The sequence below is a fragment of the Flavobacterium sasangense DSM 21067 genome (assembly GCF_000686885.1).
Taxonomy (GTDB): Bacteria; Bacteroidota; Bacteroidia; order Flavobacteriales; family Flavobacteriaceae; genus Flavobacterium; species Flavobacterium sasangense.
The window spans coordinates 345,857-369,715 of the sequence record NZ_JMLU01000001.1; the positions used below are offsets into that span (position 1 = coordinate 345,857).

A 23,859-nucleotide genomic window follows, 5' to 3' on the forward strand; every position below is an offset into this window, starting at 1 on the left:
TCTACAACTTAACAATTTAACGATTAAACAATTTTTATCACGTAATAATTTTTCTTTCCTTTTTGCAATAACAAGAATTGATTGTTGATTAAATCCTCTTTTGTAATGATTTTATCTTCCCCTACTTTTTCCTTGTTTAAGGAAATCGAGTTTTGTTTCAATTCTCTACGCGCATCACTATTTGAAGCTAAGAAGTTTGTTTTTGCTGCTAAAGCTGCAATCATATCCAAACCTGCATTCAAATCTTCCATAGAAATCTCAGCTTGAGGCACACCATCAAACACTTCTAAAAACGTTTTTTCATCTAACTTTTTCAACTCATCCATAGATGGACTAAAGAACGCATTTGAAGCAGCAATTGCATTTTCTAAATCTGCTGCAGAATGAACCATTATCGTAATTTCTTCTGCTAAACGTTTTTGTAATGTTCTTAAATGAGGCGCTTCGTTATGTTCAGCGATTAACTTTTCAATTGTTTCTTTATCTAAGAAGGTGAAAATCTTAATGTATTTTTCAGCATCAACATCCGAAGTATTTAACCAGTATTGGTAAAATTTGTAAGGCGAAGTTCTCTCAGCATCCAACCAAATATTTCCACCTTCTGATTTTCCGAATTTCGTTCCATCTGCTTTTGTAATTAATGGACAAGTTAACGCATACGCTTTCCCAGATTCAATTCTACGAACTAATTCAGTTCCTGTAGTAATATTACCCCATTGATCACTTCCTCCCATTTGTAGCGTACATTTTTTAGCACGGTATAAATGTAAAAAGTCGTAACCTTGAACTAATTGGTATGTAAATTCAGTAAACGACATTCCTTCTGAAGTTTCTCCAGTCAAACGTTTTTTAACCGAATCTTTCGCCATCATGTAATTCACGGTAATGTGCTTTCCAACATCACGAATGAAATCTAAGAAAGAGAATTCTTTCATCCAATCGTAGTTGTTTACTAACTCTGCAGCATTTGCTTCGGCTGAAGTAAAATCTAAAAAGCGAGCCAATTGTCCTTTAATCGCTTCTTGATTATGACGCAAAGTAGCTTCGTCTAATAAATTTCTTTCATTAGATTTTCCTGATGGATCACCAATCATTCCGGTTGCTCCACCTACAAGCGCTAATGGTTTATGACCACTCAATTGGAAATGTCTCAACAACATAACTCCAACTAAATGTCCTATATGCAATGAATCGGCGGTTGGATCAATACCCACATACGCCACACGCATCTGCTCCATCAAATGTTCTTCTGTGCCTGGCATTACGTCGTGGAGCATTCCTCTCCAAGTCACTTCTTCAATAAAATTTTTCATGATTCTTAAATAATTTGAGCAAAGATAGTTTTTAGTTTAAAAGTTTAAAAGTTTTATTCAAAATTCAAGGGCAATTTCAAGTTCAATTTCAAATGCAAAAATCAATAATAAAGTCAAGTCTGTTTTCTAACTTCTAATACCTATATTCTATCTTCTCAAAAAATATTATCTTTACAACATGATTTTAGTCACAGGAGCAACAGGATTAGTAGGTTCGCATTTATTAGTGCAACTTCTTCAAGAAAATGAGGAAGTCAAAGCCTTATTCCGTTCTGAAAAACAAATTGAAAAAGTGAAAAATGTTTTTGCTTTTTATAATCAAACTAGGCTTTTTGATAAAATCAATTGGGTAAAAGGCGATATTACTGATATTCCGTCCTTAGAAATTGCTTTTGAAAATGTCACTCATGTTTATCATTGTGCTGCTTTGATTTCGTTTGACCCAAGCGACGAAGACGAACTTCGAAAAATCAATATCGAAGGAACAGCTAATGTGGTGAATTGCTGTATTGATTTTGGAGTAAAAAAACTCTGTCATGTAAGTTCGATTGCCGCTTTAGGAACTCCAAAAGAACACGAAACTACCATTACAGAAGAAACCGAATGGAATCCAGAAGAATTACATAGTGATTATGCGATTACAAAATATGGCGCTGAAATGGAAGTTTGGCGTGGACATCAAGAAGGTTTAGAAGTTGTAATTGTGAATCCAGGTGTGATTTTTGGTTACGGTTTCCCAAAAAAAGGGAGCGATGTGATTATTCAATCGGTAAAAAAAGGATTGTCTTTCTATACCAATGGTAATATTGGAATTGTTTCTGTTGAAGATGTAACAAAATGCATGATTCAACTTATGAAAAGTTCAATAAACGGAGAGCGTTATACTTTAGTTGGCGAAAATATTTCCACAAAAGCTTTACTTGATTTTATTGCAGAGGAATTAAAAGTAAAAAAACCTTCTATTGAAGCAACAAAATTAATGACTTCTATTGCTTGGCGAATGGATTGGTTGATTTCAAAATTACTAAATCGAAAAAGAAGATTAACACAAAGCATTGCCCACTCATCACATTCTGAGACTACTTTTGATACTTCAAAAATTGAATCGGAATTGGATATTATTTTTCAAAAAAAAGAAACGTATCTAAAGACTATTCTACAGGAACATAAATTTGTTTCTCACCATTAGTTCCATTTACCTTACTAGCATCTTGCTCAACTTTAATTTTTTCTTGCTCCAATCTTTCAATTACTTTTTTATAAATCTTTTTGTATTTTCGGGCATTAGCCGCATAATATTTTTGATTTTGACGATAAGTAGTACTGTCTATTTTATATTTATCTAAAATATATTTATCCATTTCAACATTATATTCCATCAACTTGTAAGGCATAGACCCATCTGCAGCTTGAAGAATTGAAATATCAAAAATAATATCTACCATCACTTCCTCGTCCAGTAAATTATCCGGTTTAGGAACGGGATTATTGGTACAAGAAAGCACCAATAAACTTACCAATAAAAACAGTATTTGCTTCATTACACTTCTCTTTCAAATAATAATCGTTGGCCTACTTTTACATCTTTTACTTTACCATTGTGATAAACTAATTTTCCATTAACAAAAGTATGTGTTACTCTCGATTTGAAGTTATATCCTTCAAAAGGCGACCAACCACATTTATATAAAATATTTTCTTTTTTTACATTCCAAGGTAAATAAGCATTTACAATGGCAATATCAGCATAATATCCTTCCTTAATAAAACCTCGCTTTTCAATTTTGAAAATTTTTGCCGGATTGTGACACATTTTCTCTACAATCTTTTCTACCGAAATTTTTCCTTGATGATGCGCTTCAAACATAGCCACAACTGCGTGCTGAACTAACGGTCCACCAGAAGGGCATGTCATATAGGGATTGATTTTTTCTTCTAAAGTATGTGGGGCGTGATCGGTTGCAATCACATCAATTCTATCATCTAATAACGCTTTCCATAACGCGTCTTTATCTTCTTGTGTTTTTACAGCTGGATTCCATTTGATTAATGAACCTTTCGTTTCATAATCAGCATCGGTAAACCATAAATGATGCACACAAACTTCGGCAGTAATTTGTTTTTGTTCTAATGGAATTTTATTGGTAAACAACTCCATTTCTTTTGCCGTTGATAAATGAAAAACATGTAAACGAGCACCTGTTTTTTTAGCTAATTCAATCGCTTTTGACGAAGACAAATAACAAGCTTCTGCACTTCTAATTAAGTGATGGTATTTCATTGGAATATCATCTCCGAATTCCTCTCTATACTTTTCAGTATTAGCTTTTATAGTTGCTTCATCTTCACAGTGAACCGCGATTAGCATTTTTGTTGAGGAGAAAATCTTTTCTAAAACTTCTGGATTATCTACCAACATATTTCCTGTTGAAGAACCCAAAAATAATTTGATTCCTGCAACATTTCTTGGATTTGTTTTTAAAACTTCCTCTAAATTATCGTTGGTTCCTCCCATCATAAACGAATAATTCGCATACGATTTTTGAGAGGCAATTTGATATTTATCTTCTAAAAGTTCTTGAGTAACAGCATTTGGAACTGTATTTGGCTGTTCTATGAACGAAGTTATTCCGCCAGCAACCGCTGCTCTACTTTCTGTTTCTATATTTCCTTTATGTGTAAGCCCTGGCTCTCTAAAATGCACTTGATCGTCAATTGCTCCAGGCATTACATAACTTCCTTCCGCATCAATAATAACGCAATCAGACGATTTAGGACTTATTTTTTCGGCAATCTCTTTAATGAATTCATTCTCAATTAAAATATCACCTTCAAAAATAACTCCTTCATTAACAATTTTGGCATTTCGAATTAAAACAGTACTCATTATAATCTATTAAATATTTTTCTTAACCTCAACATTATTACTCCTACTACGGCTTCGCGGATAATTCCTCCACTCATTTTTGATTGTCCTTTTGTTCTATCGGTAAAAATGATAGGCACTTCAACAATTTTAAAATTCTTTACGAAAGCGCGATATTTCATTTCAATCTGAAACGCATAACCCACAAATTTTATTTTATCCAAATTGATAGCTTCTAAAACTTGTCTTCTGTAACATTTAAATCCTGCAGTAGCATCAGCAATTTTCATGCCTGTTATCATTCGAACGTAAACAGAAGCAAAATAAGATAGTAAAACACGACTCAAAGGCCAATTTACCACATTCACTCCGTTAGAATATCGGGAACCAATGGCAACATCTGCACCATTTTCACAAGCAGCTAACAACTTTTCTAAATCGTTTGGATTGTGAGAAAAATCGGCATCCATTTCAAAAATATAGTCGTATCCGTGAGAAAGCGCCCATTTAAATCCAGCCACATAAGCCGTACCTAAACCCGATTTTTTCATGCGTACTTTTAAATGCAATCGTGTTGGAAATTCTTCTTGCATTTCTTTCACTTTTGCCGCTGTACCATCAGGCGAATTGTCATCTACGATTAAAACATGAAAAGGAGTAGGCAAAGACAAAACTGCCTTTACAATTGCTTCAATATTTTCAATTTCGTTAAAAGTTGGAATTACAACAATACCCTGAGCCATAAAAAATCTTGTATTTCAACTGCAAAAATAAGGTATTTCTAGCTGACAATTCTTAATAATTTTATAATAATGAAAGTGACACTATTTTTTGTAATTTTGCGCCAATTATGTTAGCAATTCAATTACACGACAGAATCATCGAAAGCAAAGATTGGGCAACCATCTTGTTTATTATCTGCGTGGCTATAATTGCCATTAACAAAACCATATCTTCTGTTCGCTTTAACGAGTTTGTTCGATTGGCTTATTCCGATAAATACACCAAGATTTATCGCGATAGTAGTAACTTGATGAGTGGTTTTACGATTTCAATGTTTGTTTTACAGTTAATTTCATTTTCGTTTTTTACGCTATTGGTTTTAAACCAATTCAATAGAGCTGAAAAAACCGATTTTATTATTTACATTCAAATCTTTACTTTTTTGAGTGTTTTTATTCTATCTAAATTCTTAATTGAAAAAATTATTGCAACAGCATTTAAAATTGAGGAGTTTAACGAGCAATTTAACTTATTGAAAGTCAATTATAGAGCTTATTTTGGATTCATTTTATTACCTGTTAATATCATTTTATTTTACAATTCGTTTGATTCGGATTGGTTTTTTTGGACATTATTGATTACCCTAATCACAATAAACATCACTACTTACTTGGTTGCATTGAAATTGTATCAAAATTTACTATTACGTAAAATATTTTATTTTATTTTATATCTTTGCACCCTTGAAATAGCACCTTACTATTTTATTTATAATTGGTTTACAAAAAATTAGAGAGAAATATGTCAAATTTGAAAGTGAAAACAATATTAGTTTCACAACCAGAGCCTAAAGTAGAAAATTCTCCGTATTTTGAGCTTCAAAATAAACTGAAAGTAAAGGTTGATTTTCGACCTTTCATCCATGTAGAAGGTGTTCCGGCTAAAGAAGTTCGCGCTCAAAAAATCGACTTAAATAATTATACTGCCATCATATTAACAAGTAGAAATGCTGTAGATCACTTTTTTAGAGTAGCTGAAGAAATGCGCTACAAAGTACCAGAAGATTTAAAATATTTCTGTCAATCTGAAGCGGTTGCTTTTTACTTACAACGTTATGTAGTATATAGAAAGAGAAAAATTTATGTAGGTCAAAAAGACTTCGCTGATTTAGCTCCGCTAATTAAAAAATATAAAGACGAAAAATTCTTATTACCAAATACCGACCAATTAAACGCCGATGTTCCACAAACATTAGATGGTTTAAAAGTAGAATGGAAACAAGGTATTTTCTACAGAACGGTAATGAGTGATTTATCAGACTTGAAAGATGTTTATTACGACATTTTAGCGTTTTTTAGTCCAACAGGAATTAAATCGTTATTTAAAAACTTCCCTGATTTCCAACAAAACAACACTAGAATTGCTGTTTTTGGAGAAACCACAAAAAAAGAAGCTTTAGAACACGGTTTACGTGTAGACATTATGGCACCAAGCCCTGGAACACCATCGATGACAGGAGCTTTAGAAAAATATGTAGCTGAAGCTAACAAAGGAAAATAAAAACAAACAAAAATATATAGAACCCAAATTCGAAAGAGTTTGGGTTTTTTGTTTGTTATTGAAAATATGAAGAAAAACTACAGCAATGCATTTGAAAAACTTTCTAAAATTTGTTGAAATTTTAAAACAATTAAACATGAAGAACAAATCAAGAAAAAATTATGTAATTTTTAAACACAACTACAAATAATCCAATTGAAAACTATTTTTATCAAAAATATTCTCTTTATGAAAACCAAGTTACTAAAAACTGTTTATAAATTATGAAAAAACAAATTTTAATATTTTTCTTTTTATTATTTAATTCTATAATAATAGGACAAACCAAAAAAGATACTATTTACTTATATTATAACCACAAAAAAGATATGTCAATTAAAGTTACTGCATATAAAAACAAAGAACCTTTTAGTTATTTATATACTTATTACTTTAATGATTCGCAAAATAACAGTCTATCAATTCCTATTTATGTTGATGATATGATTGATTTTGATAATAAAGCAGATGTTAAATCGATTGATAAAAAATTTATCAGGAAAAATGATGAAAAAATCTATTGTATTAAAAAAATGCAAAAGATAGGATATAAAAATATTATTGATAAATTTTATAATTGTGTCATATATTTAATTGATACAAAGACTAAAAAAGACAATAAATATAAAGCAATAGAAGTAAAAATTAACTTTCTAGAAGAGATGTAAATAATATATAGTCGTCCAACAATAATTATTTTAAAATCGTTATTGTTAAAAATAAAAAGTCCCGAAAATTTCGGGACTTTTTTACTATATAAATTTCTTTAATTACAATTGAGGACCAGCTGCCACTAAAGATTTCCCTTCTTCATTGTCTGTATATTGAACGAAGTTTTTGATAAATCTTGAAGCTAAGTCTTCAGCTTTTGCATTCCATTCAGCTGCATCAGCATAGGTGTTTCTTGGATCTAAAATGTTCGTATCAACATTTGGTAAAGCAGTAGGAACTACAAAATTAAATACTGGAACTGTTTTAGTTTCTGCATTTTCGATAGAACCATCTAAAATAGCATCGATAATTGCACGAGTATCTTTAATTGAAATACGTTTTCCAGTACCATTCCAACCTGTGTTAACCATGTAAGCTGTAGCATTATGTTGTTCCATCTTCTTAACTAATTCTTCACCGTATTTTGTTGGGTGTAATGATAAGAATGCTTTTCCGAAACAAGCTGAGAATGTTGGTTCTGGTTGAGTTACTCCTCTTTCAGTTCCGGCTAATTTAGCTGTAAATCCTGATAAGAAGTAATATTTAGTTTGCTCTGGAGTTAATTTAGAAACTGGAGGCATTACTCCGAATGCATCTGCTGTTAAGAAAATAACTTTAGTAGCGTGACCTGCTTTAGAAACGGGTCTTACAATATTTTCAATATGATTAATTGGGTAAGAAACACGTGTGTTTTGTGTAACTGAACCATCTTTGAAATCAATTTTTCCGTTAGCATCAACCGTTACGTTTTCTAATAACGCATCTCTTTTGATAGCTCCGAAGATATCCGGTTCGTTTTCTTTACTTAAATCGATAGTTTTTGCATAACATCCACCTTCAAAGTTGAAAACACCATCATTATCCCATCCGTGCTCGTCGTCTCCGATTAATTCACGTTTTGGATCTGTTGATAACGTAGTTTTTCCTGTTCCAGATAATCCGAAGAAAACAGCAACATCGCCATCTTTTCCTTTGTTAGCTGAACAGTGCATAGAAGCAATTCCTTGTAATGGTAAGTAATAGTTCATCATTGAGAACAATCCTTTTTTCATTTCACCACCGTACCAAGTTCCTCCAATTAATTGGATTTTCTCAGTTAAGTTAAATGCTACATATACTTCAGAATTTAATCCGTGAGCTGCGTAATCTTTAAAACTTGTTTTTGAACCATTCATTACAACGAAATCTGGCTCACCAAAGTTTTCTAATTCAGCTTCTGTTGGACGAATGAACATGTTTTTCACAAAGTGTGCTTGCCATGCTACTTCCATGATGAAACGAACTTTCAATCTTGTGTTTTCGTTTGCACCACAAAAAGCGTCAACAACGTATAATTTTTTATTAGATAATTGCTTTACCGTAGTTTCTTTTAAAGCATTCCAAGTATCTTGAGAAATTGGTTTGTTATCGTTAGCCGCTTTATCAGAATTCCACCAAATTGTGTTTTCTGTAACGCTATCTTTAACAATATATTTGTCTTTAGGAGAACGACCTGTGAATTCACCCGTCATTACGTTTACCGCGCCAAGTTCTGACAACTGACCTCTTTCAAAACCTTCTAAAGCTGGGTTTAATTCTTCATTATATAAATAGTCGTATGAAGGATTGTATATTATTTCTGATACATTAACGATTCCGTACTTTTCTAACGAAATCGATTTCGTAGTTTGAGCATTCGTATCCATAAAATTAGGTTATGTTGTGTTTAAAATAAAGTGCAAAATTATAAATTAAATTTGAGATAGCATTTTAATTTAGTGTTTTTTAGATAAAACCGCATAAAATAAGTATCCCCAAGCCGAAACTAAGAACAAACCTCCAATTGGCGTTATTGGTCCTAAAAATTTCGTCTTTAAATTAGTGATTGTATTTGTTGCTAAAAAATAAATCGAGCCTGAAAAAAACAAAACACCAATGATTGTCAAATAAAAAATAATAGAACGTTCTTTCTCTCCTAAAAAAGTAAAAGTTCCAATAAAAAGTAAAAACAATGCATGATACATTTGATAACGCACTCCAACTTCAAATGTTGCCAATTGCTCCACCGAAAGTACTTTCTTTAATCCATGAGCTCCAAAAGCTCCTAAAATTATAGCTGTAACTCCTAAAATAGCAGCAACCAACAGTATTTTCTTATCCATTTTATAAAATTTGAGACCAAAGATAGCAAAAGTTTTTATGTTAAATTATGACATAAATCAAGAAAATGTTTTCATAAATATAACATTTTACTATCTTCGTGTGATATTTTTACAACACATCCAAAGATGAGACATATTTTAGTCATTGGAGCAGGACGTTCTGCTTCATCTCTTATAAAATACCTTTTAGACCATTCAGAAGCTGAAAATCTTCAAGTTACTATTGGTGATTTGTCAGAAGAATTGGCAAAACAAAAGACCAACAATCATAAAAACGCCAGATCAATTGCTTTTGATATTTTCAATGAAGCGCAACGAAAAGAAGAAATTCAAAAAGCAGATGTGGTTGTTTCGATGTTACCTGCACATTTGCATTTAGAAGTAGCTAAAGATTGTATTACTTACAAAAAACATATGGTAACCGCATCTTATATTAGTCCAGCAATGCAAGAATTAGATGCTGCAGCTAAAGAAAATGGTTTGGTTTTTATGAATGAAATTGGGCTTGACCCAGGAATCGACCACATGAGTGCGATGAAAGTATTGGATGAAATTCGCGAAAAAGGCGGAAACATCATTTTATTCGAATCGTTCTGTGGTGGTTTAGTGGCTCCTGAAAGCGATACCAATTTATGGAATTACAAATTTACTTGGAATCCTAGAAATGTAGTATTAGCTGGACAAGGTGGTGCTGCCAAATTTATTCAAGAAGGCACTTATAAATACATCCCATACACTAAATTATTCAGAAGAACCGAGTTTTTAGAAGTAGAAGGTTACGGAAGATTTGAAGCATATGCCAACAGAGATTCTCTAAAATACAGAAGCGTTTACGGTTTAGATAATGCCTTAACTTGTTACCGAGGAACAATTAGAAGAGTTGGGTATTCAAGAGCTTGGGATATTTTAGTACAACTAGGAATGACTGACGATTCATACACAATTGACAATTCGGAAAACATGACGTATCGTGAATTCACCAATTCGTTTTTACCTTATCACCCAACCGATACTGTGGAAATTAAATTGCGTCACGCGCAAAAAATTGATCAAGATGATATCATTTGGGATAAATTAGTGGAAATTGATTTATTTAATCCGAACAAAAAAATTGGTTTAATAAAAGCAACTCCAGCACAAATTTTAGAAAAAATCTTATCTGAAAAATGGGCTTTAGAACCAAATGACAAAGATATGATTGTGATGTATCACAAATTTGGTTACGAACTAAACGGTGAGAAAAAACAAATTGATTCTACCATGGTTTGCATTGGTGACGACCAAACCTATACTTCAATGGCAAAAACGGTTGGACTTCCAGTTGCAATAGCTACGTTGAAAATCCTAAATAAAGAAATTACTACTCCAGGTGTACAACTACCAATTACAAAAGAAGTATACAATCCAATCCTGAAAGAATTAGAAGATTATGGCGTAATTTTCAAAGAAATGGAAGTGCCTTATTTAGGTTATAATCCATTGAATGTGAAAAATTAAACCTTAATTCAAGATTTGAAAATCCGAAATCGTAACTGGTTTCGGATTTTTTTATTTGGTTTGAAATTGATTTTGTACTTTTACTTTCAAATCAATTAAAAATGAAGATAAATCACTTACAAATTGAAATCGACGGAATCGACAAAGAAATCCTTCGTGATTTAATGGAAGATGCGCGTAAACCTATTTTACAGATTGCAAATAAAATTGGAATTTCAGGCGCTGCGATTCATCAACGTTTACGTAAATTGGAACAAGCTGGTGTAATTTCGGGTTCAAAATTTATTGTAGACACAAAAGTTTTGGGTTATAGCACGATGGCTTTCATTGGAATATATTTGGAAAAAGCATCGAGTAATCCAGAAGTAGTTAAAGAATTAAAAAAAATTCCAGAAGTTTTGGAATGTCATTATACTACTGGGAATTGGAGTATTTTAATCAAAATCATTTGCCGAGATAACGAACATTTGATGCAATTACTCAACAAGAAAATCCAACCCATTGATGGCGTTTCACGAACAGAAACTTATATTTCTTTGGAACAGCAAATTGAAAGACAAATTCAGTTGTAAAGTTTAATTACAATTTCAAAAATCAATAAAAAACCCAAACTCTGAATGAATTTGGGTTTAAAATATAATATCAAACTAATTACTCTCTCGAACCTAAAATTTGAAAAGCCCAATATAATAAAGACGCTAATGCTCCTAAAGCCGCCACCACATAAGTTCTTGCTGCCCATTTTAATGAATCTTCGGCACCTGCATATTCTTGTTGGCTCACCATATTTTTATTTTTTAACCAAGCCAAAGCTCTGTTACTTGCATCGTATTCTACTGGTAGTGTTACAAAACTAAACGTTGTTGCAATTGCCATTAAAATCAAACCAGCAACCGCTACATAAAAACCAATACTAGATTTTGAAGCGAAACCTAAAATCAAACCACCCATAATTAACCATTGAGACATACTTGAAGAAATGTTTACCACTGGAACCATTTTTGAACGCATTGTTAACCAACTATAAGCATGAGCATGTTGTACTGCATGCCCAACTTCGTGAGCCGCAACAGCAGCCGCAGCCGCATTTCTTTGATTGTAAACTGCTTCTGACAAGTTTACAGTTTTATCCATCGGATTGTAATGATCCGTTAATCTTCCTGGTGTTGAAATGACTTTTACATCAAAAATTCCGTGATCGTGAAGCATTTTCTCTGCGATTTCTGCACCACTCATTCCGTTTCTTAACGACACTTTTGAATAATATTCAAACTTGCTCTTCAAACGCGAGCTTACTAACCAACTTACTAGAGCTATCGCTCCAATCATAATATAATATCCTAACATATCTATTTTTTTAATTTCTAAATTTAGTAAAATCAATAACAAATTACAAGCCAAAGTTACAAAATGACAATTTGGCATTCGTTAAATATTTCAAAAAACAATTATTCTTGCATTTGTTTTACAGGAGATTTCTTCGAAACATCCATCACTGGAACCATTCCGTTTGTTGGCACATAGATAATTTGAGGCAAATCGCCTTTATCAGCTAGCTTTTCTAAGGTTCTAATGAATAAATATTGGTTATAGGTTTCGCTCAAAGTTCCGTTTTCAACTCGCATTGCTTCTGCCATACCTCTTGCGCGTTCGATTTCGGCTTGCGCGTTTAATTTTTCAGCTTCTAATTTGGCTTTAGCTTCTTCTACTAAAATTCTTCGATTTTGTTCGGCCTTTGCCATTTCTGCTTTTCCTGCCATTTCTTGTTGCCAAACATTATATCTTGGCAAACCGAACATTAATGCTGCAATAAATACAAATGCAATGATTACAACTCCAGCAATTAGTTTTCCAACGTTTCTTTTTTCCATTTTTATAGTTTTTTAGTTTACCTATTATACGTAAAAAATGAAAAATGTTACAAAAACGAATAGAAAAAACCGCAGATTCTCAGATTTCAAATTAATCTGCGAATCTGCGGTTTAATATTATACACCTAGTTTGTCACTGTGAAAGAATTTCTACAAAGTTTGCGTTAGACTTTTACGTAATGACAAAAATGTGCCGAAATTACCCCACCAAATTAATAATCTTACCTGGAACGATAATCACTTTGTTTGGTGTTCTTCCTTGTAATTGGTTTTGTGTTCTTTCATCAGCCATTACGATTTCTTCGATTTGAACTGCTGTTAAATCTAAAGGCAATTTAATCGTGAAACGCATTTTTCCGTTGAATGAAACTGGATATTCTTTTTCTGATTCTATTAAATATTTTTCTTCAAATTTTGGAAAACCAACTGTTGCTACAGAACCTTCGTGACCTAAAGCGCTCCATAATTCTTCTGCAATATGAGGTGCGTAAGGCGAAACTAAGACCGCTAATGGTTCTAAAATCGCGTGGTGATGGCATTTTTGTTGAGCCAACTCATTCACGCAAATCATAAATTGCGAAACCGAAGTATTGAAAGAGAAATTCTCGATATCTTCTGTAACTTTTTTGATGGTTTTGTGAAGCGATTTGTACATTTCTGCGGTTGGTTCATCGTTAACAATTACTGAACCGTTGTCATCAAAATATAATCTCCACAATTTTTTCAAGAAACCAGAAACCCCAGTAATTCCAGCTGTATTCCAAGGTTTAGATTGCTCTAATGGACCTAAGAACATTTCGTATAAACGTAACGTATCTGCACCATATTCTTCACAAATATCATCTGGCGAAACTACATTGTATTTCGATTTCGACATTTTTTCTACTTCACGACCTACGATGTATTTTCCATCTTCTAAAATAAATTCTGCATTGGCATAATCAGAATATAAAGGATGATTTTTGAATTTTTCGATATCCAATTCATTAGTGATGTCGTTGATTACGGATAAATCAACATGGATTGGATGAACATTTTTATCTTTTATTAATCCTTTTGAATATAAAGTTTTAGAATCTTCACTTCTATACACAAAAGCACTCATTCCCAAAATCATTCCTTGATTAATCAATTTTTTGAATGGTTCTTCGGTTGGAGCATAACCTCTGTCTTTTAAGAATTTATTCCAAAAACGAGAATATAATAAATGTCCGGTGGCGTGCTCGCTTCCTCCAATATATAAATCTACGTTTTCCCAATATTTTAATGCGTCTTCGCTTGCAAAATCGTTTTCGTTTTGAGCATCCATATAACGCATCCAATACCAAGAAGAACCTGCCCAACCAGGCATAGTGTTTAATTCTAACGGGAAAATATTCACGTTATCCATTAACTGATTACTAACCACTGAACACTGAACACTATCCCATGCCCAAACTGTTGCATTTCCTAATGGTGGTTGACCGTCTTCAGTTGGTAAGTATTTTTCCACTTCTGGCAACACGATTGGCAAATGTTTTTTGTCAATCATTTGTGGTAAACCATTCACGTAATATACTGGAAAAGGTTCGCCCCAATAGCGTTGACGAGAGAAAACCGCATCACGTAAACGGTAATTTACTTTTGCTTTTCCTGCGCCTATTTTTTCTAATTCTTCGATTACTTTTTTCGTTCCGGTTTTGTAATCTAATCCGTTTAAGAAATCAGAATTGACTAATTCGAAACCGCCTTTTTCTCCGTAAGCTGCTTCTGAAATATCTTGATTGAAAATATTTTTAATTTCTGGCATTCCGTGAGTTCCTTTAAAGAAATTCGCGAAAGCATAATCACGCTCATCGCCACATGGAACTGCCATAACAGCTCCAGTTCCGTAACCTGCTAATACGTAATCGCCAATCCAAACTGGAATTGGTTCTTTTGTAAATGGATGTTCAGCATACGCTCCAGTGAAAACTCCTGAAATTGTCTTAACATCTGCCATTCTTTCTCTTTCCGAACGTTTTGCAGTAGCTTCAATGTAAGCATCAACCGCTGCTTTTTGTTCTGGAGTTGTGATTTGTGCAACCAATTCGTGCTCTGGCGCTAACGTCATAAATGTTACTCCGAAAATGGTATCAGGACGCGTTGTGAAAACTTCGATTACTGCATCATGATTTTTTACATTGAAAGTTACAGAAGCTCCTACACTTTTCCCAATCCAGTTTCTTTGTGATTCTTTGATCGATTCACTCCAATCGATGGTTTCTAAACCTTGTAACAAACGCTCGGCATAAGCTGAAATTCGCATCGACCATTGGGTCATTTTTTTACGAACAACTGGATGTCCCCCACGTTCAGAAACTCCGTTTACGATTTCGTCATTAGCTAAAACCGTTCCTAATGCTGGACACCAGTTCACTTCGGTTTCGGCTAAATAGGTTAATCTATATTGTAATAAGATTTTTTGTTGTTGTTCTAATGAAAAGGATTTCCAATCCTCTGCTGAAAATGGTATGATGTTATCATCACAAACCGCATTTACATTCGCGTTTCCATTTTTCTCAAATTCTTGAATTAACGTGCAAATGCTTTCTGCTTTATCGGTAGCTTTATTGTACCAAGATTCGAATAATTGAATGAAAATCCACTGTGTATGTTTGTAATAATCAGGATTTGAAGTACGTACTTCTCTGCTCCAATCAAATGAAAATCCGATTTTGTCCAATTGTTCACGGTAGCGTGCAATATTCTCACGAGTTGTTTTTTCAGGATGTTGTCCAGTCTGAATCGCATATTGTTCCGCTGGCAAACCAAACGAATCGTACCCTTGAGGATGCAACACATTAAAACCTTGATGTCTTTTATAACGTGCCACAATATCAGAAGCAATGTAACCTAGCGGATGCCCTACGTGCAACCCAGCTCCAGAAGGATAAGGAAACATGTCTAATACATAATACTTAGGTTTATCTGAATTGTTTTTAGCAGCAAAAGTTTGGTTTTCTGCCCAATATTGTTGCCATTTGGCTTCGATTTTTTCGTGGTGGTATTTCATGAGTTTGTTTAAATGTTTAAAGTTTAAATGTTTAAAAGAATTTCTTCTAAATCATTTAACGCTTAAAAATCGGTGCAAAAATACGTTTTATAAAACTTTTATAAAACTAATCTTTAAAATATAGTGTTCCGTTTGGATTAGCATAGCCTTTGAAGTTTTTGTTTTCGTCTTCTAATGCGATGTATTCTATTGCTTCCAACAAGGAAATTCCTTTTTTACTACTACTAATAGAGTATTTAATTTCTCTAACAGGATACGGATAATAATTAGGAAGTAACGTCAATACATAATCCGAATTACTGTAGTAACTAATGTATGCCGAATGTTGGTTTCCTTTTTTTACTCTCAAGAAACTTTGATTTTCTGAATTAAATGTGATACTTTCAAATTCAATCGGCAATTTAATTTCTTTCTTTTCGGAAACCAATCCAAACAAGTTGTTTTTCTTAACCAAAAACACTTGCTCTTTAAACGATGATGTTATGGTGTAGCCCATTTTAATTTCGTCATATTCAGCAGGCAGAATAAAAGCATGATTAACATCAATAACACCATATTTCATGATTTTGGTTTTTTTATCTAACATCCCAACTTTAAAATAATTTTTAAAACCCGAATCATATTTTTTTTCAGACTTCATAGGTTCTAAGAAATCATATTCCACACTTTTTTGAAATGGGAATTGGTATACTAAACCGTATTTGTTTTTCTTTTGGTAAATAATATAATTAAAGTATGATTGTGTGGAATCAGAAAATGATTTTTCGTCTACTACAAGTCCTTTTGATTTAAAAATTTCTATTTTATCTGCTTTAATTGGAAACTTTATAAGCTTTACATTTTTTTTGACATTGTTTGAAACCTCAACTTCTATTTGGTTTTCTTTTAAAACATATTTGTAGTAAGAAGTTCCTTTTGGCGTTTTTCTGGTAGTATTCCCTCTTCCTGGTCCATCTCCACTTCCAGAACCAGTTCCTGAATAACCTCTAGGCTCTTCAACAACCATTTCACTATCCATATTTGGAACTACAATATTATCTTCGTAATTGTTATATCCTTCTTTTTTCTTTTTTGTCCCTGTATTTTCTTGAATATACTGACTATCTTTTTTGTTATCTAAAAGAATGATTCGACTTTCTTCTACTCTAAAATATTTAGTTTCAACAGCACTTGTTGCAGTTTGTTTTACATAAGCAATTGCTAATTCTTCTTTTGATTTTTTATTGTCTAATTCTATCGAAAAAACGTCTTTTAACACATAACTTAGCTTGTTATCATTGTAATAATCCAAATTTACTAACGATTCTCTTCCTTCTAAATCCTTTATGTAAAAACCAATAATAAAAGTAGTATCATAACGCTTATCATTTCCTTTAATTCCTTTTAAATAAGAAAGCGGTTGATTAATTAGTAATTCCCCTTTTGTGTTGTATAAATAGTTGATTTCTTTTTTATCAGCTCCTTTTTTAACTGCAATTATCAAATTAGTTGACACATACTGCAATTTTTGAAATTCAACAGGAATTACATTTTTTGAACCTATGTAAACACCTGAGTTATTTCCTGAAGTGACTTCAAAGAAAAACTTTTCATTACTTGAAGCTTTTCGTATCGCATCGTATTTAGGAGTCACCAAAACCTTAGCATTTTCATCACACAATCCCCATAAATTTCCTTCTCGATAAGGGAAAATATTTTCTTGCGCCATTAATGTTAGTGCAAAAAAGAATAAAAGTGCCGAAATCTTAAATCGTAATGTCATTTTTATGAATTTAAAACTTCAAATTTACTGATTATAAATACTAAAGTTAAAACTTTGTTGTTATATTCTATGTAAACAAAATTTCTTTACTATTTTTACGGCTTAAATAAAATTATATGGCATCATCTTTTGAAAATTACAACAAACGACGTTTGATATCTTCTTACTTTTCGGTAGTATTGAGTATCTTTTTAGTATTGTTCCTTTTAGGAGCTTTAGGACTTTTTGTAATTAATTCGAAAAAGATAACCAACGATTTTAAAGAAAACATACCTATGACCGTTTTCTTTGATAACGATGCAAAAGACTCCACTATTAGCGCTTTTGACACGGAATTAAAAAACGCCAAATTCATCAAAGAATATGCTTTTGTTCACAAGGATAGTGCTGCTAAAAACAATGTGGACATCGTTGGAAAAGATTTTATGGAGTTTTTAGGATTCAATCCACTTCAAAATTCATTTGATATTCACTTAAAAGGAGATTACGTTAATGCAGATAGTATCAAGAAAATTGAGCGTAACATTCGTAAAAACGAAATGGTTTCGGAAATTATCTACGATAAAGAATTGGTTGACATGGTAAACGAAAACGTAACAAAAATCACGTTTTGGATTTTAATCATCAGCGGAATTTTAACGGTTGTAGCGATGTTGTTAATCAATAGCTCTATGCGATTATCGATTTATTCTCACCGTTTTACTATTAAAACCATGCAAATGGTGGGAGCAACAAAATCGTTTATTAGAAAACCTTTTATTTGGAGAAGTATTAAACTAGGATTAATTGGTTCTGGATTAGCTATCATAGGAATTATCGCTTTAGCTATTTATGTAGATGGCATATTCCCAAGTTTAGGCATTGCTAAAGATTACGTTTCACTTGGAATAGTAATTACAGGTGTTTTAGGAATTGGAATTCTAATCACTTGGATTAGTACCTTCTTTGCTACACAACGTTTCTTGAATTTAAAAACAGACGATTTATATTAATTGATGGAAGTTGGATGATGGAAGATGGATGAAAAAAACTGTTTTCTCTCAATAATTTAACTTAATCAATAAAAAAATAAAATATATGAACAACGAAAATAACAAACCCGAATTTCTTTTTGATAAAGTAAACTATAAAATTCTTTTAGTTGGATTGGCTGTAATTGGCTTAGGATTTCTTTTAATGAGTGGTGGCGGCAGCGAAGATCCTAACGTTTTCAATGGTGAAGAATTATTTAGTTTTAGAAGAATTCGTTTAGCTCCAACCGTAGTTTTAATTGGATTTGGAATTACAATTTATTCGATTTTAAAAAATCCGAAGAAGTAACACTTTATGGATATTTTACAAGCTATCATTATTGCAATCATTGAAGGTCTAACGGAATATTTACCCGTTTCTTCAACGGGACACATGATTTTTACGAGTTCTTATTTTGGAATTGAAAAAGAGGAATTCACCAAACTGTTTCAAGTTTCTATTCAATTTGGAGCTATTTTAGCAGTTGTAGTTTTGTATTGGAAGAAGTTTTTCGATTTCTCAAAATTTCAATTCTTTATTAAATTAGCTTTTGCCGTTATTCCAGCCTTAATCTTAGGAAAGTTATTTGACGATAAAATTGAAGCGGTTTTAGAACACCCAACACCAATTGCAATTGTACTTATCATTGGTGGAGTAATTCTGTTATTTGTTGATAGATTTTTTAAAAATCCTACCATCTTTAAAGAAGAAGATATTACCATAAAAAAAGCAGTAACTATTGGTTTTTGGCAATGCTTAGCTATGATGCCTGGCACAAGCCGAAGTGCCGCAAGTATTATTGGTGGTATGCAACAAGGATTATCACGACAAGCAGCAGCTGAATTTTCGTTCTTTTTGGCAGTACCAACCATGTTAGCGGTTACTTGTTATTCTATCTTTTTAAAATCGTATGAAGCGAGTGGTTTGAAAGGATATGAATTGATTTTAAAAACACCCGAAAACACAAAAATGTTCATCGTCGGAAATGTTGTGGCTTTTATTGTAGCGGTTTTAGCTATTAAGTTTTTTATAGAAATCATCAAAAAATACGGTTTCAAACCTTGGGGATGGTATCGTATTGTAGCTGGAATTCTATTATTAGCGTACTTTAATTTATATAAATAAAATGAGTGCCGAAGAATTTTTAGCAGGAAAAGTACTTTTAATCGACAAACCTTTGACTTGGTCTTCTTTTCAAGCGGTGAATAAATTGAAATACATTTTAAAACGCAAATACGATTTACCTAAAAAATTCAAAATTGGTCACGCTGGCACATTAGATCCGTTAGCAACTGGTTTATTAATTATTTGCACAGGAAAATTCACCAAGAGTATTACCGAAATTCAAGCACAAGCTAAAGAATATACTGGAACTATACTGGTTGGAGCTACTACTCCATCGTATGATTTAGAAACTGAAATTGACGCTACTTTTCCAACCGAACATATTACTGAAGAATTAATCTTAGAAACAACAAAACAATTCATTGGCGAAATCGACCAAAAACCACCTGTTTTTTCTGCCATTAAAAAAGATGGAAAACGCTTGTACGAACATGCTCGTGCTGGTGAAGAAGTTGAAATTCAATCGAGAAAAACTACTATTTACGAATTTGAAATCAAAAGAATTCAATTACCAGAAATCGATTTTAGAGTCAAATGTAGCAAAGGAACTTACATTCGTTCGTTAGCTTACGACTTTGGTTTAGCCTTACAATCAGGCGGACATTTAACCGCGCTTCGAAGAACTAAAATTGGAGATTATTCAGTTGAAAACGCAATTACTCCTGATGATTTTGCACAATTGCATGAAGATGAAAAATAAAACTTTACTTCTATTATTTCTTTTATTCCAATTTGGTTTTTCCCAAAATATAAAACTAAAAACAGGTGACCTTTTATTTCAATCGATGAACTGCGGACCACTTTGCGAAGCTATTAACGAAGTTACTGAAGGTTATCAGGGAAAAGATTTTAGTCATTTGGGAATGGTTTACATCAAAAACGATTCGGTTTTCGTAATTGAAGCTGCAGGAAAAGCTGTAAAAGTAACACCTTATGAAACATTTAAAACCTACACAAAAGAAGAAATGTTTGTAGGAAGATTAAAAAGAAAATACCGAAAATACATTCCTGAAGCTATCACTTTTTCGTTACAACAAGTTGGTGTTCCTTATGATGACGAATATTTGTACAGTAACGGAAAATATTATTGTTCGGAATTAATTTATGATGCGTTTTTGCATTCATACAAAAAACCACTGTTTGATTTATTTCCGATGACATTCAAATCACCAAAATCAAATCAGTATTTTGAAGTTTGGGCAGACTATTACAAGAAACTAAAAATGGAAATCCCAGAAGGCCAACTAGGTTGCAACCCTGGTGGAATTTCCACTTCTGATAAGTTGAAAATTATTGGAACTTTACGCTAAGATATTTTCATGCAGTTCCACGATTTCATTCTGAATCGAAACCCCTTTATCGTGTAAATACCATTTTTGTAATTCTATTTTAGCAGTTTCATCTACAACTCCGTGTGTTGCTTTGTAATCTAAAATAAGTTGTTTTGCTCCTGCTGGTCTTGGACCCCAATCCGCCAAAACTTCTAAAGTTTCAGCATCTAAAAGAATTAATTTTGGAATTGCTTTTCCTCCATTCGTTAAGAAATGTTGCATTAAAGCATCGTTATCATCACGCAAAGCAATTTTTAATTCAACATTTTCTGCAACTTCTGCCATTTTGTGAATTACAGGAACGATTTGAGCCGCATCGCCACACCAACCTTCGCTTAATACCAACCAAATGTACTTTTTGTCTAAATTTTGTAATTTAGCTTTTACCTCTGGAGTTACTTCAATAGTTTTATCTAAACGATGCATTCTCGTTTCGTTCAATTCTGAATAATGAAGTAAATCGGCTGATTGTTCGTGACCAGTAGATTTTCCTTCAGTGATTAAACTAGTTATCTTTTTTCTGTAATCGGCATAAGAAAAACTGTTTTCTAGTGCTTGTTTTATAGTATTTATCATCTTCTTAACTTTATTTGGCAAATTTAATTCTAATTTTGGTAATTATCTGTAAGAAATGTTACATATGGAAAATCCTTCTAAATCTATCGGAATCGTATTGTCAGGTGGTGGTTCTAAAGGAATTGCACATGCTGGCGCTTTACAATTTTTAAACGAGCAAGGTTTTCAACCCTCTTGTATTGCTGGAACAAGTGCTGGTGCCATCGTTGGCGGTTTGTATGCATTTGGAAAAACGCCTGAAGAAATTCTAGAATTTTTTAAATCGATTTACTTTTTTCATTGGAAACATTTTACCTTTAAAAAAGCAGGATTGATTGATTCAGAATCCTTCAAAAGTTATTTTGCTGAAATTTTCGGTGATATCACTATTGGCGAATTAAAAATTCCGGCCTACATCACAGCGACCGACTTGGTCAAAGGAAAACTCAAAATTTTTAATTCCGAAACAAAACTTATCGATGCCATTTTAGCTTCTTCCTCTTTTCCAGGAATGTTATCACCTTATGAAATCAATAACAAATTGTATAGCGATGGTGGTATTTTGAATCATTTCCCCACCGATATTTTACAAGGAAGATGTGACTATTTGATTGGAGTTTATGTGAGTCCAATTCAAAATATAGAATCAAAAGATTTAAAATCCATAAAATCCGTTACAAGTAGAGCTTTCGATTTATTATATGCCAATTATAATTATCAGAAGTTTAATTTATGCGATTGGGTTATTGAGCCTAAGGAATTGGCTAATTTTAGTACATTTGAAACCAATAAAACTAAAATGGATGCCATTTTTGAGATTGGATACAACGAGGCTAAAAAATCATTTCAAAATTTAGATATATAATTGTTAAAACATTTTTTTCTAAAAAAAGCTATTTAACTATATTTGCACCACAAATAATACAACACACGATGAAGTACAAAAGAATTCTTCTAAAATTAAGCGGTGAAGCTTTAATGGGTGATAGACAATATGGAATTGACCCACAACGCTTAGCTGAGTACGCTGCCGAAATAAAACAAATTCACGATAAAGGTGTAGAAATTGCAATAGTTATTGGTGGTGGAAACATTTTTAGAGGTGTAGCTGGTGCGAGCAACGGAATGGACAGAGTGCAAGGAGATTACATGGGAATGTTAGCAACAGTAATCAACGGAATGGCGTTACAAGGCGCTTTAGAAGAAGCTGGAATGCAAACGCGTTTACAAACCGCTTTAAAAATTGAAGCTATCGCTGAGCCTTATATCAAAAGAAGAGCAACTCGCCATTTAGAAAAAGGAAGAATTGTTATTTTTGGTGCTGGAACAGGAAATCCATACTTTACAACAGATACAGCAGCAGTTTTAAGAGGAATTGAAGTAGGTGCTGATGTAATTTTAAAAGGAACTCGTGTAGATGGTGTTTACACTTCAGATCCAGAAAAAAATGCGGATGCAGTTAAATTTGATTTCATTTCTTTTGAAGATGTATTAGCAAAAGGATTAAATGTAATGGACACTACTGCTTTTACATTGAGTCAAGAAAATAAATTGCCTATTATTGTATTCGATATGAATAAAGATGGTAACTTGTTAAAAGTTTGCGAAGGTGAAACTATCGGAACAACAGTAACAATATAATTTTGTTTCATGTTTCATGTTGTTATTGTTCTTAACTTGAAACCTGAAACCTTAAACTTGAAACAAAAAAATGACAGAAGAAATTAATTTTATTTTAGACAGTGCAAAAGAAGCCATGAATGGTTCGATTGCTCATTTAGAAAAAGAATTCTTAAATATTAGAGCTGGAAAAGCTTCGCCTCAAATGTTAGGTGGTGTTTTTGTGGATTATTATGGTTCTCAAACACCTATTTCACAAGTAGCAAACATTAATGCTCCTGATGCGAGAACATTAACAGTTACGCCTTGGGAAAAAAATATGCTGGGTCCAATTGAAAAAGCAATTATGATTGCTAATTTAGGGTTAAACCCAATGAACAATGGTGAAAACATTATCATCAATATTCCAGCTTTAACAGAGGAAAGAAGACGTGATTTAGTAAAACAAGCAAAACACGAAGCGGAAGAAGCAAAAATTGGAATTAGAAATCACCGAAAAGATGCTAATACCGATATCAAAAAAGAAGAGAAAAACGGAACAGCAGAAGATATTTGTAAAAAAGCAGAAGATGATGTTCAGAAACTAACTGATAATTTCATTAAAAAAATTGATGAAATTTTAGCAGTTAAAGAAGCTGAAATTATGAAAGTATAAATTTTAAATCCCGATTAACACTCGGGATTTTTTATTTTGAATATA

The 23,859-nt window shown here is 32.6% G+C and carries 25 protein-coding genes; 14 read left to right on the top strand and 11 right to left on the bottom strand.

The features are described from left to right. Nucleotides 1-23 precede the first annotated feature (23 nt). Complete coding sequence (gene tyrS / locus BP92_RS0101685; protein WP_026724451.1) at nucleotides 24-1,313, bottom strand: tyrosine--tRNA ligase; 1,290 nt, start codon at nucleotides 1,311-1,313, stop codon at nucleotides 24-26. Nucleotides 1,314-1,491: 178 nt separating this feature from the next. Between tyrS and BP92_RS0101690 the strand changes: the two genes are divergently transcribed. Continuing rightward, nucleotides 1,492-2,502, top strand: a complete 1,011-nt coding sequence (locus BP92_RS0101690; protein ID WP_026724452.1) for an NAD-dependent epimerase/dehydratase family protein — start codon at nucleotides 1,492-1,494, stop codon at nucleotides 2,500-2,502. On the opposite strand, the gene BP92_RS15630 is transcribed toward BP92_RS0101690, so the two are convergent. Genes BP92_RS15630 through BP92_RS0101705 form a run of 3 tightly spaced genes read right to left on the bottom strand, consistent with a single transcriptional unit; the run spans nucleotide 2,465 to nucleotide 4,922 of the window. Continuing rightward, nucleotides 2,465-2,854, bottom strand: a complete 390-nt coding sequence (locus tag BP92_RS15630; protein WP_051604345.1) for a DUF4296 domain-containing protein — start codon at nucleotides 2,852-2,854, stop codon at nucleotides 2,465-2,467. The two genes, BP92_RS0101690 and BP92_RS15630, sit on opposite strands and share 38 nt — an antisense overlap. Then, complete coding sequence (locus BP92_RS0101700) at nucleotides 2,854-4,200, bottom strand: dihydroorotase (protein ID WP_026724453.1); 1,347 nt, start codon at nucleotides 4,198-4,200, stop codon at nucleotides 2,854-2,856. Before BP92_RS0101700 ends, BP92_RS15630 begins: the two co-directional genes overlap by 1 nt. Further along, nucleotides 4,200-4,922, bottom strand: a complete 723-nt coding sequence (locus BP92_RS0101705) for a polyprenol monophosphomannose synthase (protein ID WP_026724454.1) — start codon at nucleotides 4,920-4,922, stop codon at nucleotides 4,200-4,202. The genes BP92_RS0101700 and BP92_RS0101705 overlap by 1 nt, the downstream gene beginning before the upstream one ends. A 107-nt stretch (nucleotides 4,923-5,029) precedes the next feature. Between BP92_RS0101705 and BP92_RS0101710 the strand changes: the two genes are divergently transcribed. The 3 genes from BP92_RS0101710 to BP92_RS0101725 all read left to right on the top strand — a co-directional run bounded on the left by BP92_RS0101710 (nucleotide 5,030) and on the right by BP92_RS0101725 (nucleotide 7,169). After that, nucleotides 5,030-5,695, top strand: a complete 666-nt coding sequence (locus tag BP92_RS0101710) for a DUF4271 domain-containing protein (RefSeq protein WP_026724455.1) — start codon at nucleotides 5,030-5,032, stop codon at nucleotides 5,693-5,695. Between the two features lie 17 nt (nucleotides 5,696-5,712). After that, the gene (locus BP92_RS0101715) at nucleotides 5,713-6,462 is read left to right on the top strand and encodes a uroporphyrinogen-III synthase (protein WP_026724456.1); all 750 of its coding nucleotides are present in this window, start codon (nucleotides 5,713-5,715) and stop codon (nucleotides 6,460-6,462) included. A 263-nt stretch (nucleotides 6,463-6,725) separates the two neighbouring features. Further along, complete coding sequence (locus BP92_RS0101725; protein ID WP_026724457.1) at nucleotides 6,726-7,169, top strand: hypothetical protein; 444 nt, start codon at nucleotides 6,726-6,728, stop codon at nucleotides 7,167-7,169. Between the two features lie 102 nt (nucleotides 7,170-7,271). Here BP92_RS0101725 and pckA read toward each other — a convergent pair whose 3' ends face one another. Together pckA and BP92_RS0101735 are read right to left on the bottom strand one after the other, a co-directional pair. Beyond that, nucleotides 7,272-8,897, bottom strand: coding sequence for a phosphoenolpyruvate carboxykinase (ATP) (gene pckA / locus BP92_RS0101730; protein ID WP_026724458.1), 1,626 nt, complete (start codon nucleotides 8,895-8,897; stop codon nucleotides 7,272-7,274). 69 nt (nucleotides 8,898-8,966) lie between these two features. Next, nucleotides 8,967-9,353 (bottom strand): DUF423 domain-containing protein, encoded by a 387-nt coding sequence (locus BP92_RS0101735; protein ID WP_026724459.1) that lies wholly within the window; start codon nucleotides 9,351-9,353, stop codon nucleotides 8,967-8,969. 126 nt (nucleotides 9,354-9,479) lie between these two features. On the opposite strand from BP92_RS0101735, the gene BP92_RS0101740 reads away from it, so the two are divergent. After that, on the top strand, nucleotides 9,480-10,850 hold the full coding sequence (locus BP92_RS0101740) for a saccharopine dehydrogenase family protein (protein ID WP_026724460.1): 1,371 nt from the start codon (nucleotides 9,480-9,482) through the stop codon (nucleotides 10,848-10,850). Between the two features lie 101 nt (nucleotides 10,851-10,951). Then, nucleotides 10,952-11,422, top strand: a complete 471-nt coding sequence (locus BP92_RS0101745) for an Lrp/AsnC family transcriptional regulator (RefSeq protein WP_026724461.1) — start codon at nucleotides 10,952-10,954, stop codon at nucleotides 11,420-11,422. A 79-nt stretch (nucleotides 11,423-11,501) separates the two neighbouring features. On the opposite strand, the gene BP92_RS0101750 is transcribed toward BP92_RS0101745, so the two are convergent. From BP92_RS0101750 to BP92_RS0101765, 4 genes are all read right to left on the bottom strand, one after another. Then, nucleotides 11,502-12,197, bottom strand: a complete 696-nt coding sequence (locus BP92_RS0101750) for a zinc metallopeptidase (protein ID WP_026724462.1) — start codon at nucleotides 12,195-12,197, stop codon at nucleotides 11,502-11,504. A gap of 101 nt (nucleotides 12,198-12,298) precedes the next feature. Beyond that, nucleotides 12,299-12,721 (bottom strand): hypothetical protein, encoded by a 423-nt coding sequence (locus tag BP92_RS0101755; RefSeq protein ID WP_026724463.1) that lies wholly within the window; start codon nucleotides 12,719-12,721, stop codon nucleotides 12,299-12,301. 199 nt (nucleotides 12,722-12,920) lie between these two features. After that, complete coding sequence (gene leuS, locus BP92_RS0101760; RefSeq protein ID WP_026724464.1) at nucleotides 12,921-15,755, bottom strand: leucine--tRNA ligase; 2,835 nt, start codon at nucleotides 15,753-15,755, stop codon at nucleotides 12,921-12,923. A 106-nt stretch (nucleotides 15,756-15,861) separates the two neighbouring features. Beyond that, the gene (locus BP92_RS0101765; protein WP_084329609.1) at nucleotides 15,862-17,517 is read right to left on the bottom strand and encodes a WG repeat-containing protein; all 1,656 of its coding nucleotides are present in this window, start codon (nucleotides 17,515-17,517) and stop codon (nucleotides 15,862-15,864) included. 116 nt (nucleotides 17,518-17,633) lie between these two features. Between BP92_RS0101765 and BP92_RS0101770 the strand changes: the two genes are divergently transcribed. The 5 genes from BP92_RS0101770 (at nucleotide 17,634) to BP92_RS0101790 (ending at nucleotide 20,963) form a co-directional block, all read left to right on the top strand. Beyond that, on the top strand, nucleotides 17,634-18,509 hold the full coding sequence (locus tag BP92_RS0101770; protein WP_026724466.1) for a cell division protein FtsX: 876 nt from the start codon (nucleotides 17,634-17,636) through the stop codon (nucleotides 18,507-18,509). A gap of 85 nt (nucleotides 18,510-18,594) precedes the next feature. Further along, nucleotides 18,595-18,837, top strand: coding sequence for a DUF3098 domain-containing protein (locus BP92_RS0101775; RefSeq protein ID WP_026724467.1), 243 nt, complete (start codon nucleotides 18,595-18,597; stop codon nucleotides 18,835-18,837). A 6-nt stretch (nucleotides 18,838-18,843) separates the two neighbouring features. Then, complete coding sequence (locus BP92_RS0101780; RefSeq protein WP_026724468.1) at nucleotides 18,844-19,653, top strand: undecaprenyl-diphosphate phosphatase; 810 nt, start codon at nucleotides 18,844-18,846, stop codon at nucleotides 19,651-19,653. A gap of 1 nt (nucleotide 19,654) precedes the next feature. After that, nucleotides 19,655-20,353 carry a tRNA pseudouridine(55) synthase TruB gene (gene truB, locus BP92_RS0101785; RefSeq protein WP_026724469.1) on the top strand — a complete coding sequence of 233 codons (699 nt, stop codon included), beginning with the start codon at nucleotides 19,655-19,657 and terminating at the stop codon, nucleotides 20,351-20,353. Then, nucleotides 20,343-20,963 (top strand): YiiX/YebB-like N1pC/P60 family cysteine hydrolase, encoded by a 621-nt coding sequence (locus BP92_RS0101790; protein ID WP_026724470.1) that lies wholly within the window; start codon nucleotides 20,343-20,345, stop codon nucleotides 20,961-20,963. The genes truB and BP92_RS0101790 overlap by 11 nt, the downstream gene beginning before the upstream one ends. Here the strand turns inward: BP92_RS0101790 and BP92_RS0101795 are convergent. Continuing rightward, a complete protein-coding gene (locus BP92_RS0101795; protein ID WP_026724471.1) occupies nucleotides 20,955-21,560 on the bottom strand; it encodes a thioredoxin family protein in 606 nt (201 codons plus the stop codon). The genes BP92_RS0101790 and BP92_RS0101795 overlap by 9 nt on opposite strands. Before the next feature lie 64 nt (nucleotides 21,561-21,624). Between BP92_RS0101795 and BP92_RS0101800 the strand changes: the two genes are divergently transcribed. From BP92_RS0101800 to frr, 3 genes are all read left to right on the top strand, one after another. Then, complete coding sequence (locus tag BP92_RS0101800; RefSeq protein ID WP_150111844.1) at nucleotides 21,625-22,404, top strand: patatin-like phospholipase family protein; 780 nt, start codon at nucleotides 21,625-21,627, stop codon at nucleotides 22,402-22,404. Nucleotides 22,405-22,472: 68 nt separating this feature from the next. Further along, complete coding sequence (gene pyrH / locus BP92_RS0101805) at nucleotides 22,473-23,180, top strand: UMP kinase (RefSeq protein ID WP_026724473.1); 708 nt, start codon at nucleotides 22,473-22,475, stop codon at nucleotides 23,178-23,180. A gap of 70 nt (nucleotides 23,181-23,250) precedes the next feature. After that, on the top strand, nucleotides 23,251-23,814 hold the full coding sequence (frr, locus tag BP92_RS0101810) for a ribosome recycling factor (protein WP_026724474.1): 564 nt from the start codon (nucleotides 23,251-23,253) through the stop codon (nucleotides 23,812-23,814). The last annotated feature ends 45 nt before the right edge of the window (nucleotides 23,815-23,859 follow it).

Excerpts from the sequence above, each read along its gene's own strand:
- BP92_RS0101710 (WP_026724455.1), top strand. The coding sequence starts at position 5,030 with ATGTTAGCAATTCAATTACACGACAGAATCATCGAAAGCAAAGATTGG.
- BP92_RS0101700 (WP_026724453.1), bottom strand. The coding sequence starts at position 4,200 with ATGAGTACTGTTTTAATTCGAAATGCCAAAATTGTTAATGAAGGAGTT.
- BP92_RS0101745 (WP_026724461.1), top strand. The coding sequence starts at position 10,952 with ATGAAGATAAATCACTTACAAATTGAAATCGACGGAATCGACAAAGAA.
- pyrH (WP_026724473.1), top strand. The coding sequence starts at position 22,473 with ATGAAGTACAAAAGAATTCTTCTAAAATTAAGCGGTGAAGCTTTAATG.
- BP92_RS0101755 (WP_026724463.1), bottom strand. The coding sequence starts at position 12,721 with ATGGAAAAAAGAAACGTTGGAAAACTAATTGCTGGAGTTGTAATCATT.
- BP92_RS0101775 (WP_026724467.1), top strand. The coding sequence starts at position 18,595 with ATGAACAACGAAAATAACAAACCCGAATTTCTTTTTGATAAAGTAAAC.
- BP92_RS0101750 (WP_026724462.1), bottom strand. The coding sequence starts at position 12,197 with ATGTTAGGATATTATATTATGATTGGAGCGATAGCTCTAGTAAGTTGG.
- BP92_RS0101740 (WP_026724460.1), top strand. The coding sequence starts at position 9,480 with ATGAGACATATTTTAGTCATTGGAGCAGGACGTTCTGCTTCATCTCTT.
- BP92_RS0101770 (WP_026724466.1), top strand. The coding sequence starts at position 17,634 with ATGGCATCATCTTTTGAAAATTACAACAAACGACGTTTGATATCTTCT.
- leuS (WP_026724464.1), bottom strand. The coding sequence starts at position 15,755 with ATGAAATACCACCACGAAAAAATCGAAGCCAAATGGCAACAATATTGG.
- BP92_RS0101725 (WP_026724457.1), top strand. The coding sequence starts at position 6,726 with ATGAAAAAACAAATTTTAATATTTTTCTTTTTATTATTTAATTCTATA.
- BP92_RS0101780 (WP_026724468.1), top strand. The coding sequence starts at position 18,844 with ATGGATATTTTACAAGCTATCATTATTGCAATCATTGAAGGTCTAACG.
- truB (WP_026724469.1), top strand. The coding sequence starts at position 19,655 with ATGAGTGCCGAAGAATTTTTAGCAGGAAAAGTACTTTTAATCGACAAA.
- BP92_RS0101705 (WP_026724454.1), bottom strand. The coding sequence starts at position 4,922 with ATGGCTCAGGGTATTGTTGTAATTCCAACTTTTAACGAAATTGAAAAT.
- BP92_RS0101765 (WP_084329609.1), bottom strand. The coding sequence starts at position 17,517 with ATGACATTACGATTTAAGATTTCGGCACTTTTATTCTTTTTTGCACTA.
- BP92_RS15630 (WP_051604345.1), bottom strand. The coding sequence starts at position 2,854 with ATGAAGCAAATACTGTTTTTATTGGTAAGTTTATTGGTGCTTTCTTGT.
- BP92_RS0101795 (WP_026724471.1), bottom strand. The coding sequence starts at position 21,560 with ATGATAAATACTATAAAACAAGCACTAGAAAACAGTTTTTCTTATGCC.
- pckA (WP_026724458.1), bottom strand. The coding sequence starts at position 8,897 with ATGGATACGAATGCTCAAACTACGAAATCGATTTCGTTAGAAAAGTAC.
- frr (WP_026724474.1), top strand. The coding sequence starts at position 23,251 with ATGACAGAAGAAATTAATTTTATTTTAGACAGTGCAAAAGAAGCCATG.
- BP92_RS0101690 (WP_026724452.1), top strand. The coding sequence starts at position 1,492 with ATGATTTTAGTCACAGGAGCAACAGGATTAGTAGGTTCGCATTTATTA.
- BP92_RS0101735 (WP_026724459.1), bottom strand. The coding sequence starts at position 9,353 with ATGGATAAGAAAATACTGTTGGTTGCTGCTATTTTAGGAGTTACAGCT.
- BP92_RS0101790 (WP_026724470.1), top strand. The coding sequence starts at position 20,343 with ATGAAAAATAAAACTTTACTTCTATTATTTCTTTTATTCCAATTTGGT.
- tyrS (WP_026724451.1), bottom strand. The coding sequence starts at position 1,313 with ATGAAAAATTTTATTGAAGAAGTGACTTGGAGAGGAATGCTCCACGAC.
- BP92_RS0101800 (WP_150111844.1), top strand. The coding sequence starts at position 21,625 with ATGGAAAATCCTTCTAAATCTATCGGAATCGTATTGTCAGGTGGTGGT.